Source organism: Methanolobus sp. WCC4 (assembly GCF_038022665.1).
In the GTDB taxonomy this organism is placed as follows: domain Archaea; phylum Halobacteriota; class Methanosarcinia; order Methanosarcinales; family Methanosarcinaceae; genus Methanolobus.
Genome location: NZ_CP150629.1, coordinates 484,523 through 500,315 on the forward strand (window position 1 = coordinate 484,523; position 15,793 = coordinate 500,315).

Here is a 15,793-nt window from a genome sequence, read left to right on the forward strand (position 1 = left end):
CGATTGATGAACGGATTCATACTATTTATACATTACCTTAGATAACGTGTATATTAACATGCACATATCAGATTTCGCCTGGACAAAGCAAGACGGACAGGCACGGATTTTTAGTAGCCGCGGACTGAACACCTCGTTGCCTTGGTGCGTACATCCCGACCCTATCAAACCGGTCTTATACCGGGATCCTTAAAGTGGTCTCTTTTCAAGTCAGATTTCGAGCTTAGATGCATTCAGCTCTTATTCCTTAGCGCGTAGCTGCTCAGCAGTGCCCTGTCGGACAACTGATACACCAGTGGCGCCGCTACTCTGTTCCTCTCGTACTAAAAGTAGCTTACCCTCAGACCACAGACACCTCTAGTAGATAGTAACCGACCTGTCTCACGACGGTCTAAACCCAGCTCACGATCTCCTTTAATAGGCGAACAACCTCACCCTTGGCCGCTGCTGCACGGCCAGGATGGAAAGAACCGACATCGAAGTAGCAAGCTGCCGGGTCGATATGTGCTCTTGCCGGCAACAACTCAATTATCCCCGGGGTAACTTTTCTGTCATTTTTGGCTCGCACCAAGCGAGCTCAAAAGTTCGCTAGAACCGACTTTCGTCTCGTCATCCACTACTGTGCTGAATAACGTCAGGCTGACTTATGCTCTTACACTCTTCAGTGGGTTTCCGACCCACTTGAGTCAACCTTTGTGCGCCCTTGATATCTTTTCAAGGGCGTCCCGCCCCAGGCAAACTGCCCACCTATCGGGGTCCTCTTCTCAGAGTAAGGGCCGTAATTTCAGAAGGGTAGTGTCCCAATGGCGACTCCATCGATGCTGGCGCACCGACTTCGACGTCTCCTACCTACACTGTACATCCAAAATCACAACCCAACGACAGGCTGCAGTAAAGCTCCACGGGGTCTTCACTTCCCCCTAGAGGTCTCTAGACTGTGCACTAGAAAGTAAGCTTCACCGGACTCTGGCTAGGGACAGTAGAGCTCTCATTGATCCATTCATGCGAGTCGCCAATTAAGCGACAAGGTACTACGCTACCTTAAGAGGGTCATAGTTACCCCCGCTGTTTACAGGCCCTTCGTCCCGTTGAAACGGGGTTTCAGGTACCTGCACTGAGCAGGATTCAGAGATCGTACTAGCCCTTACGGGTTTGCGATCTCCTATGTTGGTATTAGACAGTTAGAGCTCTCTTGTCACTGCGACCTGCTGTCTTCACAGCAGGCACTCCTTCTCCCGAAGTTACGGAGCTAATTTGCCGAATTCCCTTAGCCAAATTGTTCCGACACGCCTTAGCCTTTTCAGCTAGGGGCACCTGTGTCAGTTCTCGGTACGGACCCATGACTCCCTTTTCACGGGTTCCCGGGTGCAGCTGACTTTCGCCATTACATATTCGCCCGCTTCTCGCCATTACGGCTCTCCACGGGATTCGATGCTTAGACGGCGCGACGGCGCCGCTCAGCCTGCCCAAAAACGTCAGTTTATTGTCATGAGGTACAGGAATATTAACCTGTTTCCCTTTCGGCGTACTCGAATTACGGTACGTCTTAGGACCGACTAACCCTCGGCTGACGATCATTGCCGAGGAAACCTAGCCCCTTCGGCGGTTAGGATTCTCACCTAACTATGCTGTTACTATTACCAGGATTTTCGTTTCCGCCCGGTCCACAGGACTTCACAGCCCTGCTTCTGCCCGAACGCAACGCCTTCCTACGAGATCACCTTGCGGTGCTCCGTGGTATCGGTGGTCGACTTGAGCCCCGTCCATTTTCGGGGCCCCAAACCTCGACTGGTGGGCTGTTACGCACTCTTTAAAGGATAGCTGCTTCTAAGCTAACCTTCCAGCTGTCTAGGGCTTAGGACGCCCTTTAGTATTAACACTTAGTCGACACTTAGGGACCTTAACCACGGGCTGGGTTGTCTCCCTTACGGACTACAGGCTTACCCCAGTAGTCCGGACTCCAATTGTCTACGACGACGGTGAGTTTGGAGTTTGACAAGCGGCTGAGGAATTTCTTCCCCGGGACCACCAATCAGTGCTCTACTTCACCGACTATCTCAAATTAGGTCATGCTACGACATGTTTCGGAAGGAACCAGCTGATGCCGGGTTAGATTAGCCTTTCACTCCGAGACGCAGGTCACACGAATGATTTGCAGATCAATACCGCTTGCGGTCCTCCACGTAGCTTTCGCCACGCTTCAACCTGCCCACGCCTAGATCACCCGGCTTCGGGTCGTATCCTAATGACTCCACGCACTTGTATACGTCGCTCCTCACCTTGCGGTTGCGAGCATGTTGCTTTCGCTTCGGCTTCCTATTTGAAAGTTAGCCATCGCCATTTGAATACACTCCCTGGCCCGTTCTTCAAAACGTAAGATATGACATTGGCAATATTACCCGTACTGCGGCCTCGCGACCGTTTCCTTCGTAATAAAGATCCTTTAACGCCATATCGCTCCATCGCCTCCAGGTTTCAGGCACTTTTAACCTCCCTTCTTGGGGTACTTTTCAGTTTTCGGTCACCCTACTAGTTCGCTATCGGTCTCAAGAAGTATTTAGTTTTGGAAGTTGGTGCCTCCCAAATTCACGCGAGAATTCCAACTCACGCTACTCAGGCTGTTTTCCAGATCCTTTGGTTGTTGTTTACGTGACTATCACACTCTATGGTCTAACGTTCCAGAAAAGTTAAACTTCAACCAGGTCGGATCTTTAGAAAAGCCTACAACACCACATCTCCCGCATGTTTCCAGCGGGATTCAGTTTGAACTGTACCGTGTTCATTCGCCATTACTAACGGCATCTCTTCGATTTCTTTTCCTGCCCCTACTAAGATGCTTCAATTCGGGGCGTTCCCGATCATTGCTGATCAACACGCAAAACGTGTTAGGAAGACCCATTAGGAGATCCCAGGTTCATAGGCTCCATGCACCTACCCTGGGCTTATCGCAGCTTGGCACGTCCCTCTTCAGCTCTTGAGCCGAGCCATCCACCTGAAGGCATATTAACCAGAGTCCATCTCACTTTGTCCAGTGAGCGTCTGATATATGCATGCATATACACGATATCATTGCGGCCGTCGTTGCTTCGACCGCTTCATCCTTCCCCGGAGACATTACTCTCCAGGTGCACTATTAATGGACTTGCAGGGATTCGAACCCTGGGCCTTCGCCTTGCAAAGGCGACGATCTTCCAACTGATCTACAAGCCCATAGAAGATTCACTTAGAATCTTACCTTGTTATCTCGGATCTGACAGTTTTTCGATTTCTGACCGGTAAGTGGTGATGGACTTTGTGTCCATCATGCTTAGGAGGTGATCCAGCCGCAGATTCCCCTACGGCTACCTTGTTACGACTTAACCCCCCTTGCGAAATTTAGGTTCGAACACGGCACTAGTCCATGCCCTCACCCATACCTCACTCGGGTGGTTTGACGGGCGGTGTGTGCAAGGAGCAGGGACGTATTCACCGCGCTATATTGAAACGCGATTACTACGGATTCCAGCTTCATGAGGGCGAGTTGCAGCCCTCAATTCGAACTACGGCCGGGTTTATGAGATTACCAACCCCTTTCGGGGTAGGGACCCATTGTCCCGGTCATTGTAGCCCGCGTGTAGCCCTGGAGATTCGGGGCATACTGACCTACCGTAGCCCGCACCTTCCTCTGGTTTAGCACCAGCGGTCCCCACAGAGTACCCATCATCCCGAAGGATATGCTGGCAACAGTGGGCACGGGTCTCGCTCGTTGCCTGACTTAACAGGATGCTTCACAGTACGAACTGACGACGGCCATGCACCTCCTCTCAGCGATTCAGGTAAGACCTTCAGCCTGACCTACATATTGCTGTCGCCCCAGGTGAGTTTTCCGGCGTTGAGTCCAATTAAACCGCAGGCTCCACCCGTTGTAGTGCTCCCCCGCCAATTCCTTTAAGTTTCAGCCTTGCGGCCGTACTTCCCAGGTGGCTCGCTTCACGGCTTCCCTGCGGCACCTGAAACGGTCGCACCATCCCAGACACCTAGCGAGCATCGTTTACGGCTGGGACTACCCGGGTATCTAATCCGGTTCGTGCCCCCAGCTTTCGTCCCTCACCGTCGGACCCGTTCTGGTAAGACGCCTTCGCCACTGGTGGTCCCACAAGGATTACAAGATTTCACTCCTACCCCTGTAGTACCTCTTACCTCTCCCGGTCCCAAGTCCGACAGTATCCCCCGGAGGCCTAACAGTTGAGCTGTCAGATTTCCCGGAAGACTGATCGAACCGGCTACGGACCCTTTAGACCCAATAATAGTGGCCACCACTCGGGCCGCCGGTGTTACCGCGGCGGCTGGCACCGGTCTTGCCCGGCCCTTGCTAACACCTGCTATTTACACAGGTGGACAGCCAACATAATATGCTGGCACTCAGTATTCCCTTATCGCGGTTTCCCGCATTGTAAAGTTTTCGCGCCTGCTGCGCCCCGTAGGGCCTGGATTCATGTCTCAGAATCCATCTCCGGGCTCTTGCTCTCACAACCCGTACCCGTCGTCGGCTAGTAGGTACATTACACCCACTACAACCTGATAGGCCGCAGATTCATCCTAAGGCACCGGAGCTTTTGACCACAGAACATTCCAGTATCTATGGTATATCAGGTATTATCACCAGTTTCCCGGAGTTATGCCTGACCTTAGGGCAGATTATCCACGTGTTACTGAGCAGTACGCCATGTTCACGAAGAACATTTGACTCGCATGGCTTAGTCGAATACTGATAGCAGTGACCTCTGGCAGGATCAACCAGAATTGTTGATCACACACAAAGGATTGTATTATGGAAGTCATTTAAGGAATCATTAGGAAAGAACTCTCACTAGAGATTCTTTACACATGCACATTAGTTGGTTAATTCCTTCATTTAGTAGTTATACACTACCGGTCAGAATTAACCGAACTGCCAAATCCAACGTCGGACAGAAACAGCTTCTGTCCCCACTAATAAGGCGGTGATCGTAAGTGTTCCGCGTGATTCACGCGGACTCCTTCAAAGGACATCATCGCATATATACCTTTCGAATCATGTGATTCGAAGACAAAGGATGGACCTTTGAGACACCTGCCTTGATGAAATGAAATTATTACTTCATCGAATGTTTCTCACGAGCAAGTTTTCCGGTACGGGCACCGCACCAGTGGGCTCGTCGCGAGCACCTTTACATAACAGGCTTACTATAAAAGCGTTGCGGAGAAAGCGACCTGAACCGAAATCACATTCAACAAAATATCTCAAGATATCCACAGAAAGCCTGATGTACTACGGAGGATATTTATAACATAAGTTACAAGGCGAAGTGATTAATATGAATTCAACCGTAGAACTGAGGGATCGCTTTTTACAGCGATAAACCGCTTATAGATAAACACAAGACTATTTTTGACACGACACTACGCGACGGTGAACAGACACCTGGCGTATCACTCACCAACGATCAGAAGCTCAAGATCGCCCGTCAACTGGACAAACTTGGGGTGGATGTGATCGAAGCTGGTTTCCCGGTCTCTTCGGAAGGCGAAAAGCAAAATGTAAAAGCCATAGCCAGCGAAGGACTGAGTCTCGATGTCTGTGGTCTTGCCCGCGTCCTTACCAAAGATCTGGATGCATGTATAGATTGTAATGTCGATATGGTACACACCTTTGTATCAACCTCTGATATCCAGAGGATACATACTATAAAGAAGAGCAGGGAAGAAGTGCTCTCAATGGCAGTGAATGCCGTTGAACACATCAAGGACCATGGCGCTAAATGCATGTTCTCAGCAATGGATGCCACAAGGACCGACCTTGACTATCTTATAGAAGTGTACGAGGCCGTAGAAGGAGCTGGCTGTGACATAATAAACGTACCTGATACAGTAGGCGTAATGTCACCATCCTCCATGTACGAGCTTGTAAGGAATATCGACGCTCACGTGAACATACCTATCGATGTCCATTGTCACAATGACTTCGGAATAGCAGTTGCTAACAGCCTTATGGCAGCAGAAGCCGGAGCAAGCCAGATACAGTGTACAATAAACGGAATCGGAGAACGCGCAGGTAACGCAAACCTTGCTGAGGTGGTGATGAGTCTGCATTCCATATATGGAGCAAAGACGAACATCAATACCGAATACCTGCTTGAGACCGCAAAGATGGTGGAAAGCTACACCGGCATACACATGCCTGCAAACACACCAATTGTGGGTGACAACGCATTTGCCCACGAATCCGGAATACACACCCATGGAGTGCTTGAAAAGTCCGACACCTTCGAACCCGGCATCATGACCCCTGAAATGGTGGGCCACAAGCGCCGCATAGTTGTAGGAAAACATGCAGGAAGGCATGCGGTCAAGAAGTCCCTTGAGGACATGGGAATCGAGACGAACGATGAACAACTTGATGAGATCCTGTCCCAGATAAAGGACATAGCTAACAAAGGCAAGCGTGTATGCGATGCTGACCTTCACGCAGTCGCATCATCAGTCCTTGGAAGGAACCTCGGAAGCGAGACCATCGTCCTGAAAGAGTTCTCGGTCATGACAGGCAACCTCATAACGCCAACAGCTGTGGTCAGAGCCACCATAGGAGACCAGGAAGCGATTGCCTCCAACTATGGAGTAGGACCCGTTGACGCAACCCTCAGGGCTGTCGAGGAGATGATCGGCGGATACACAAAGGTCAAGGTACGTGATTTTGCCCTTGAGGCCATAACCGGCGGAAGTGATGCACTTGCAGAAGTAACCATATCCGTTGAGGATGGAGAAGGGCACGTATCCAGTGCACAATCTGCAAGCACGGATATCGCAACCGCATCCGTGGACGCACTTATAGCAGCTATCAACCTGCTTCTTGATCAGAAGAAGACCAGGGGAATGGAATAGTTCAAATTAGTGATATGAACCGTGGATTCACGGTTCCTGTTCTTCTTTTTAAACCTTTTTTCTGAATATCCTCCACCTGACCTTACAGGTTCATATCTATATAATAAGGAAATAATTGACTACACATGAACTACGAAGTAATTGATTCTCATTGCCACCTGGACTTCCCGAAGTTCAACAGGGACAGGCATGAGACAATTGAAAGGGCAAGAAGCAGCGGCGTGGTCGCAATGATCAACTCCGGCATAGACTACAGGACCAATGCCGAATCCCTTGAACTCGCTAAGAAGTACGAGTTCATCCACGCCACCCTCGGGCTCAGCCCCCAGATGGTACCTGATGCCAATGAAGAGAAGCTAAAACAGATACTGGCACAGATAGAACGCAACGTCGACAGGGCAGTGGGAATAGGTGAAGCAGGCCTGGACTTCTATTACTGTACAACGAATGCCGGAAGGAAAAGACAGGAAGATATATTCAGGAAGGTCATCGATATCGCCGACAGGTACAACAAGACCCTTGTGATACATGGCAGGGATGGCGAGGACCTTGCACTGGAAATGACAACGGATCTCGACAGGGTGGTCTTTCACTGCTACGGAGGATCACTGGAGACAATGAAGAACATAGTCGATGCAGGACACTACGTATCAGTGCCAACACTTGTCTGTTTCTCAGAGCAGCATAAGGCAATAGCAAAGAACCTCTCCCTTGAACACATGCTAATAGAGACCGACAGTCCTTACCTCTCACCGAGGAAAGGCAGGAATGAACCGGCTTTCGTCCTTGATTCCGTCCCCATTATAGCAGGATTGAAAGGAATGGATGAGAACGATGTCGCAATGGCGACAGTACAAAATACACGCAGGGCATTTGGGCTCTGACCCCACAAAGATCACTTATCAAAAACAGGAGAATTAACATGCAGGTCAAACACTTCAACATCGGCCTTTACGATGCCAATTCATACCTCATCAACGGGAAGATACTGATAGACACAGGAATGAGCACAGAAGGACTCATCACTGCCATCTCAGAGAATATAGATATCAAGGACCTTGAACTCATAATACTCACACACTGTCACTACGACCACACGGCATCAGCACAGGCAATTGCTGACATGAGCGATGCAAAGATAGCGATTCACAAGGATGACGCACCACTCCTGAAAAATGACAGGGTAAGCGCCTCAGCGATGTTCGGATACAAGGCACCGGAGATCGAACCTGACATGTTACTTGATGAAGGTGACAGGATCCCCATAGGCGAAGATGAGGAACTGGAAGTCATTCACACACCAGGACACACACCAGGAGGGATATGCCTTTACGAAGCAAAGTCCAGAAGCCTTTTTTCAGGGGATACGGTGTTCCCGAACGGAAGCATTGGAAGAACCGATTTTGAAGGCGGTAGCCGTTCACAGTTGACGGGATCCATAAACAAGCTCATACAACTCGATGTCAATACACTTTACCCCGGACATGGAGAAGTGACATCCGATGATGTTAACAGGCAGATAGGACTTTCCCTGAAGATGTCCAAAAGCATACTTTTCTAAGGACACAACATGAAACATAATAATAAGGAGAAGAAAGGCAGAAGAACCGATACCTCAAGGTTCCTCCCCATGAGCCTCGAAGAAGCAAAGAAGAAAGGCTGGGATGAACTTGATGTTATCATAGTCACAGGCGATGCCTATGTGGACCACCCCGGATTCGGTACAAGCATTGTAGGCAGGGTGCTTGAGGATGCAGGATACAGAGTAGGGGTCATATCCCAGCCAAAGTGGGATGACGTTGAGGATTTCAAGAAACTCGGAAAGCCACGTCTCTTCTTCGCCATAAGTGCAGGCAACACCGACTCCATGGTCAGCAACTACACTCCATCAAAGAGGCTGCGCCATGATGATGCATACTCCCCCGGAAATAAGCCGGGACTTCGCCCTAACAGGGCCACACTGGTCTATTCCAACCGCCTGAGAGAAGCATACCCCGACGTACCCCGGATAATCGGAGGTATTGAAGCCTCCCTGCGCCGCTTTGCCCAATATGATTACTGGTCCGACAAGGTTCGCCAGTCCATCCTTGCAGATGCCCCGGCAGACCTCCTTGTTTACGGCATGGGAGAACTCCAGATACGGGAGATTGCAGACAGACTTGACAAAGGAGAGCCTGTTTCCGGAATAAATGATATCGACGGAACCGTCTGGAAAACAGACATTAAGACATGGAAAGCCAAACGAGAAGAGATCCTAAAGGACCGTATAGAGATCGCACCATACGTTGAAGTCTCAAAGGACAAGGAACTCTATGCAAAGACATTCAAAACAGTCTATCAGGAGCAGGACCACATAAGAGGGCACGACATAATACAGGTGCATCCAAAGACCGTCATCATCCAGAACAAGCCCATGCGCCCCCTGACAACTGAGGAACTGGACCATGTCTATGAACTTCCATTCACCCGCGAGACACATCCTTCATACAAAGAGAAGGTACCTGCTCTTGACATGGTGAAGTTCTCCATCAACACCCACAGAGGATGTTTTGGAGCATGCTCTTTCTGTGCCATTGCCCTGCATCAGGGAAGAATGATACGCAGTCGCAGCATCGAGTCCATACTCAGGGAAGCTGAAGGCTTCAGGGAAATGAAAGGGTTCAAAGGCACGATCAACGGACTTGGCGGCCCTTCTGCCAATATGTACGGAATGGACTGCAAGAACTGGGAAGAGAAGGGAGTCTGTAAAAACAAGGTCTGTATCTATCCAAAAGCGTGCCCTTCACTTGACACCAGCCACAAGAAGCTCATCGAACTCATGCGAAGTCTCAGAGAACTGCCCGGTATCAAAAAGGTATTCGTTGGTTACGGAGTGCGTTACGATCTTGCTCTACTTGATGAGGAGTACATGGAAGAACTATGCGCCCATCATGTCAGCGGACAATTGAAGGTCGCACCGGAACATTACACCGACCATGTGACCGATGTAATGAAAAAACCTGACAGGGAGATCTTCGAGAAATTCGAGCAGAAATACAATGAGATCAACAAGAAGCTCGGCAAGGACCAGTACCTTGTGGCGTTCCTGATGTCCAGCCACCCCGGATGTACCCTTAAGGACATGATCGATACCGCCGAATACATCAGAGATACAGGCAGGTACACACGACAGGTACAGGACTTCACACCAACTCCCATGACATCTGCAACGTGTATGTTCCACACAGGAATTGATCCCTTCTCCGGGAAGAAGATATACGTGGCAACCTCACCCAAGGAAAAGAGCATTCAGAGAGCAATGTTGCACTACAAGGAACCCGGAAACTACAACCTTGTTTACGAGGGATTGAAACGTGCAGACAGACTTGACCTTGTAGGTAATTCATGGAACTGCCTTATCAGCAGGAAAAAAGGTGGAAAAAGAGGCTGGTGATCAGAATCCCCTGAGCCTCATCTATTTTAAAATACTATTCAAAAAAGAAAATTAAAATGGCTATCCCATAGCCATTTCCAGCAGGTCGATAACATCCAGGACCTCAACCCTCGGGCCACCACGTTTGAGGTTGGTGCGGCACAGAGGACATGCGGTTACCAGATAGTCGACATCCTTTGGGATCTCTTCGACCCTGTTCTTTGAAAGCTCAAGTGATAGTTCAGGATAACCTTTGAGAACTCCGCCACCTGCTCCACAGCATTTTGACTTTTCCCTGTTGCTCTTCATTTCCTCAAGGTAGCATATGGACTTGATTATCTCCCTTGGTGCATCGAATACACCATTGCACCTTCCAAGGTGACATGGGTCGTGATAGGTAACTTTCAGGTCCAGTTTCTTCAAATCCATCTCAGCAAGACGATCAGCAAGGAACTCGGTCACATGGACTACCTCTATGTTATCCGGATAATCGTTCTTCAGTGTGGTGAAGCATCCCGCACAACCGGTTATTATAGTGTGGGCACCGGTCTTCCTGATCTGCTCCAGGTTCTTTGACACCAGTTCAGCTGGGTCAGAACCGGTTCTCAGAAGAGGGGAACCACAGCATACTTCTTCCTTAAGAGCTGTAACACCGAACTTCTTCAGTATATCAAAGGTCTTTTTCGTGATCTCGGGATACCTGTATGAAGCAAGGCAGCCTGCAAAGAACACATAGTCTGCCTTTTCCGGCAGCTCATCCTTAGAATCACCGAGCCATGCCATCCTGTCCTTTACTTCTCCGAGAGGATTGCCCTTTTCAAGAGCTTCGGCACGCAGGAGCTTCTGGGCATCGGTCATCTTACCCTGTAGTACAAGCTTGTGCCTGACATTCTCTATGACCTTTACCGGAGATGCACCTGAAGGACACATCTGCTCACACAGTCCGCATGTAGTACAGGTGTTGATGCTGTCAAAAACACTTTCATCGGCTTCCATACCCTGGGCGAGTCCATGGGCCACAAGCATGCGTCCCCTTGAACTGGAGGATTCCCAACCGCTGACATCAAAGACCGGACATACAGACCGGCATGTTCCACAGCGTACACATTTCAGTATTGAACGCATATCTGAATCGTTCATCATTTTTCAGACCCCCATCTTCCCGGGATTAAGTATCCCTTTGGGGTCAAGTGCCTTCTTTATCAATATCATTACATCAAGGCCTTTGCCCAGTTCAAGTTCAAGATACTCTGACCTTGCACTGCCGACCCCATGCTCGGCTGTGACCGTCCCGCCGACACTTATAGCTGTGCGGTGGATCTTGTCTGCGGCTTTTGTCAGTTTAGCCCATTCCTCATCACTGAGCACATCGATACACATCCCGGTGTGGAGGTTCCCGTCACCGATGTGTCCGTACGTCATGATAGGAAGATCGAACTCCTTAGAGATCTCACTGACCTTGTGCAGCATTCCCGGCAGTTCCTTGATCGGGACACCGACATCCTCACCGACATATACACGGGTTCGGAGAGGGTCAAGCCTTGAGACTGCTGCCCCTACAAGTCTTCTTGCAGCCCATATCTCATCCCTTTCTTTCTTATCTGAGGCTGCCCTGATGCTTGTTGCAAGGTTGCTGCATGCATCCTTTATCATCTCTATACCTTCGCGGACCGTGTCCTCTGTCCCGTCCACCTCGAACATCAGTATAGCACCGGCCTTTGGCAAACCGATGTTAGGATCGTAGGTGTTGATGGCCTCTATGATGTTCCTGTCAAGGATCTCACATGCGGAAGGAACTATTCCTGATGACAGGACCTTTACCACTGCCTTTCCTGCAAGTTCAGGATCCTCGAAAGATGCAAGCAACACAGAACGTTCTTTCGGAAGCGCCCTTACCTTCAGTATAGCCTTTGTAATTATACCAAGGGTTCCTTCTGAACCCACGAAAAGGTCTGTAAGTGAATAACCTGCAACTGATTTTGTGACCTTTGTACCTGTATTGATCACGGTGCCGTCCGCCATGACGACCTCAAGACCCAGTACATAGTTCCTGGTGGTGCCGTATTTCACAGACCTCATTCCGCTTCCGTTATTAGCGATAAGTCCTCCCAGGGTGCACATTGCGGAACTTCCCGGGTCAGGAGGGAAGAAGAAACCATATGGTTCAAGTGCATCGTTCAGTTTTTCCTGGACTATTCCCGGTTCGATGGTAACCTGAAGATTATCAAGGTCCATCTCAAGTATCCTGTTCATGGATGACATATCAAGTACGATACCGCCTTCCACAGGAACAGCACCGCCAGCCAGGCCGGTACCTGCACCCCTTGCTGTCACAGGGATCTCTTTTTCGTTCGCAAGACTGACTATCTTCGATATCTGTTCAGTACTTGCAGGCCTGACAACATAATCAGGCATGCCCCTCACCTGAGAGGCGTCACATGAATAACAATAAAGCTCTGCTGCTGATGCGGAAACCCTTTCGTCTCCCACAATATCCTGCAGCTTTTTAAGTAACTCGGATCTTTGCATGGAATCGTTTTTTAAGAGGGATGGGAAGATTTATACTTTTTGGTGAGGGCAAACCTTTACATCAGACTACAACTATTAAGCAGCAATGACACAATACTTTGAGGTAGAGCAGCGGGATGGCGCTGCAAGGATAGGGAAACTCATGTTAAAAGAGACTATCCGGACCCCTTACATATTAGATACAAGAAGCCTTGGTTCCTCTGAGAGCCCCATAATAGATAGCGGTTCACTATGGAAATATGCAGACAGAGAAGAAGCTGAGAAGAAGCTGACAGAGCTCCGGGAAAGAGCCGGTGATGATGCATTGATAATCCTCCCTCATCAGGACCTCACCCCTGATGCGCCACGTGACCTTGCAATGAAGCTTGCAGAAAGTTCAGAGTTTACAAGCACCGGAGCCACAGGGACCATATACATTCCCGGGCAGGAAGTAAAGGAACACGACCTCTATGTAATGGAGGGAGCAGGCTGCTTCGAGAACAATGCAAGGACCTTTCTCAATACACTGATCGGAATGAGAGATACGGTAGCATCCGATACAGCCATCTATGCACCTAACATATGCACCCCTGAGAACCTTGCACTGCTCGTTTACCTTGGCGTTGATGTCCTTGACAATACAAGAGCGATCATCGCGGCACACAATGATATATTCCTCACCACAGCAGGACAGTTCTACCTGGACTCACTGTCAGAACTCCCGTGCAGATGCAGCGCCTGCTCATCAACAAGTGCATCAGATCTCATGAAGATGGATAAGAAGAGCAGGGCAAAGATAGTTGAACAGCACAATATCGATACGATGGAAGCAGAAGCAGCCCTTGTCAGGGAAAAGATACGCAAGGGAATGCTGCGTGAGTACATCGAAGGACAATGCAGGGTCCATCCCTGGCTTACTGCCCTTATGAGACTTGCAGATGCCGAGTATGAATATATGGAAAGCAAGGCGCCTATCGCAAGGAAAGGGGCGCTTATCGCAACCTGCGGTGAATCACAGAACAGGGTCGAGATCGTCAGGTTCGCAAAAAGGATACAGGAAAGATATACTCCACCGGAAACCGATATCCTGTTACTTCTTCCGTGTTCTGCTAAAAAACCATATTCCACATCGAATTCCCACTGGAAGTTCATCAATGCCCTTGGGAAGAACAGGAAATTCGTCCACGAAGTGATAATCACATCACCTCTGGGAATCGTGCCCAGAGAGCTTGAACTTACATATCCTGCAGCACACTACGATACTACCGTAACGGGATACTGGGATGCCGAAGAGAGAGAATGGGTGGCATCCTGCCTTGAGAACTACCTGTTACAGCATAGATACACGTCAATAGTTGCACATGTAGAGGATGCCTACCGCCAGATATGTGAGATGGTGGCAGAGAAACTTGGCATAGATATAATATATACCAGCCTTGGTAATGTGACATCACAGGAGTCGCTGAAGAAGCTCAGCACCACCATATCCGAACTCGCCACCGGGAGGAAACGCAGCCACATGCAGACCCAGAAGGATCTCATGAAAGCAGTCGCAGATTATCAGTTCGGGAAAGGCTCAGGCCAGATACTCGTGCCTGAAGATTCGACCATAAAAGGACCCTTCCCAAAGCATCAGGTGTTCGTCGGAAAGAAGCAGCTCATCACACTTATACCACAATACGGAACCCTTGCGATCACCATTGATGGTGCCAGGGCAATTATGGAACAGGACCGTGGAAATCACATAGTGGAGATCGATGATTTTGTTCCACGTGGCTCTTTACTTGCACCGGGAATTACAGATGCCGACCCATCGATAAGACCTAACGATGAGGTGCTCATACGTGGAAAGAAGGCAATCGCAGTTGGTAGAGCAAACATGAACGGAGATGAGATGAGAAGATCTCACCGCGGGGTTGCGATCGACCTTCGTCATGTAAAGAAGATAGAATGAAACAGACCATAGTGGACCACAGATGTTACTTATCAGGAAGTTCGAACCATCCGATTTTGAAGAGGTTCTGGAGATAGAGTCAGAGGCATTCTCTGAACATAATCCATTCCTCTACATGAACTTCTATGAAATGAACAGCGAAGGATTCCTCGTTGCCGAATATGAGAACTATATCGTGGGCTTCGTCGTCGGATATGCACTATCCTCAAATGAAGGAAGGATATTCTCCCTCGCTGTGAGAAATGGATACAGAAGCCTTGGGATCGGAGCGAGGTTGATGAGTTCGATCCTGGCAGTTTTCATGACAAAGTTCCTTCAATTTGCAAGCCTTGAAGTAAGGATAACAAATGTCCGTGCCCAGAATTTCTACAGGCGGATGGATTTTCTACCATGCTGGATCGAGCATGGCTATTATTCGGATGGAGAGGATGGCCTGATAATGAAGAAGCGCCTTACTCCCTTTGAACCTGTTTTCCTTGACAGCTCAAAAGGGTCAGCTTCATCGATGAAGAAGCAGGCCTTTGGATTCCCTTACAGGACCTAGTTCGTATGTGCCACGCTTTCACTTGCCTTTAAAGCAAGTTCCTGCATTCTGGAAGACGTCCTGCCAACACCGGATACATCATCCTGGGAAAGTGCAGAGGCAATATCATTACCGAGAACGAATATTGCATGTTTGTGTTCAGCTTTGCTCCTGTGTACATGTAAAGGACTTATAGAAAGGGAATCATATTCGCCTAAAGGGTTGTGAATACCCATTTGTTCAAAGTGCTTCTTTATCTGTGCCATCAATGTGTGCAATTGTATCAATTCATCTTTATGCATACCAACCAACCTTCGCATATTTGTAAGAACTTGAGATGTTCATTTGTGCACTGTCAAAAATAATGCATCGTACATAGTTGGGAAATTTCTTATTAAAGGCATTTCCCCCGGAAAAGATTTCCGACTGGTCGATTTATAAGCATTTCTGCCTAATTACAATTATTAAACATGATAGATAGACATATTACTCCATG

9 protein-coding genes, 1 tRNA gene and 2 rRNA genes are annotated in these 15,793 nt (G+C 48.9%); 6 read left to right on the top strand and 6 right to left on the bottom strand.

The window, feature by feature from the left end; genetic code table 11:
• Positions 1–92: 92 nt before the first annotated feature.
• The 3 genes from V7O63_RS02530 to V7O63_RS02540 all read right to left on the bottom strand — a co-directional run bounded on the left by V7O63_RS02530 (position 93) and on the right by V7O63_RS02540 (position 4,783).
• A 23S ribosomal RNA gene (locus tag V7O63_RS02530) occupies positions 93–3,016 on the bottom strand.
• A gap of 121 nt (positions 3,017–3,137) precedes the next feature.
• A tRNA-Ala gene (locus V7O63_RS02535) sits at positions 3,138–3,210 on the bottom strand.
• Between the two features lie 99 nt (positions 3,211–3,309).
• A 16S ribosomal RNA gene (locus V7O63_RS02540) occupies positions 3,310–4,783 on the bottom strand.
• The 16S and 23S rRNA genes sit together here with 1 tRNA gene alongside, the layout of an rRNA operon.
• Positions 4,784–5,388: 605 nt before the next feature.
• Between V7O63_RS02540 and V7O63_RS02545 the strand changes: the two genes are divergently transcribed.
• The 4 genes from V7O63_RS02545 (at position 5,389) to V7O63_RS02560 (ending at position 10,333) form a co-directional block, all read left to right on the top strand.
• Positions 5,389–6,900: a 2-isopropylmalate synthase gene (locus V7O63_RS02545; protein WP_340820775.1), complete on the top strand. Its 1,512-nt coding sequence runs from the start codon at positions 5,389–5,391 to the stop codon at positions 6,898–6,900.
• A 125-nt stretch (positions 6,901–7,025) separates the two neighbouring features.
• Positions 7,026–7,784, top strand: a complete 759-nt coding sequence (locus V7O63_RS02550) for a TatD family hydrolase (RefSeq protein ID WP_340819870.1) — start codon at positions 7,026–7,028, stop codon at positions 7,782–7,784.
• A gap of 38 nt (positions 7,785–7,822) precedes the next feature.
• Positions 7,823–8,461: an MBL fold metallo-hydrolase gene (locus V7O63_RS02555; RefSeq protein ID WP_340819872.1), complete on the top strand. Its 639-nt coding sequence runs from the start codon at positions 7,823–7,825 to the stop codon at positions 8,459–8,461.
• Positions 8,462–8,530: 69 nt separating this feature from the next.
• Positions 8,531–10,333 (top strand): YgiQ family radical SAM protein, encoded by a 1,803-nt coding sequence (locus V7O63_RS02560; RefSeq protein WP_340820776.1) that lies wholly within the window; start codon positions 8,531–8,533, stop codon positions 10,331–10,333.
• A 60-nt stretch (positions 10,334–10,393) separates the two neighbouring features.
• On the opposite strand, the gene V7O63_RS02565 is transcribed toward V7O63_RS02560, so the two are convergent.
• Together V7O63_RS02565 and V7O63_RS02570 are read right to left on the bottom strand one after the other, a co-directional pair.
• Positions 10,394–11,455 carry a heterodisulfide reductase-related iron-sulfur binding cluster gene (locus V7O63_RS02565; RefSeq protein ID WP_340819874.1) on the bottom strand — a complete coding sequence of 354 codons (1,062 nt, stop codon included), beginning with the start codon at positions 11,453–11,455 and terminating at the stop codon, positions 10,394–10,396.
• A gap of 3 nt (positions 11,456–11,458) precedes the next feature.
• Positions 11,459–12,841, bottom strand: a complete 1,383-nt coding sequence (locus tag V7O63_RS02570) for an FAD-linked oxidase C-terminal domain-containing protein (RefSeq protein ID WP_340819876.1) — start codon at positions 12,839–12,841, stop codon at positions 11,459–11,461.
• 85 nt (positions 12,842–12,926) lie between these two features.
• Between V7O63_RS02570 and arcS the strand changes: the two genes are divergently transcribed.
• Both arcS and V7O63_RS02580 read left to right on the top strand, forming a co-directional pair.
• A complete protein-coding gene (gene arcS / locus V7O63_RS02575) occupies positions 12,927–14,774 on the top strand; it encodes an archaeosine synthase subunit alpha (protein WP_340819878.1) in 1,848 nt (615 codons plus the stop codon).
• 22 nt (positions 14,775–14,796) lie between these two features.
• Positions 14,797–15,318, top strand: a complete 522-nt coding sequence (locus V7O63_RS02580) for an N-acetyltransferase (protein WP_340819880.1) — start codon at positions 14,797–14,799, stop codon at positions 15,316–15,318.
• Here V7O63_RS02580 and V7O63_RS02585 read toward each other — a convergent pair.
• Entirely contained in the window at positions 15,315–15,599 is a 285-nt protein-coding gene (locus V7O63_RS02585; protein ID WP_340819882.1) for a UPF0058 family protein, read from the bottom strand. The two genes, V7O63_RS02580 and V7O63_RS02585, sit on opposite strands and share 4 nt — an antisense overlap.
• Positions 15,600–15,793 lie beyond the last annotated feature (194 nt).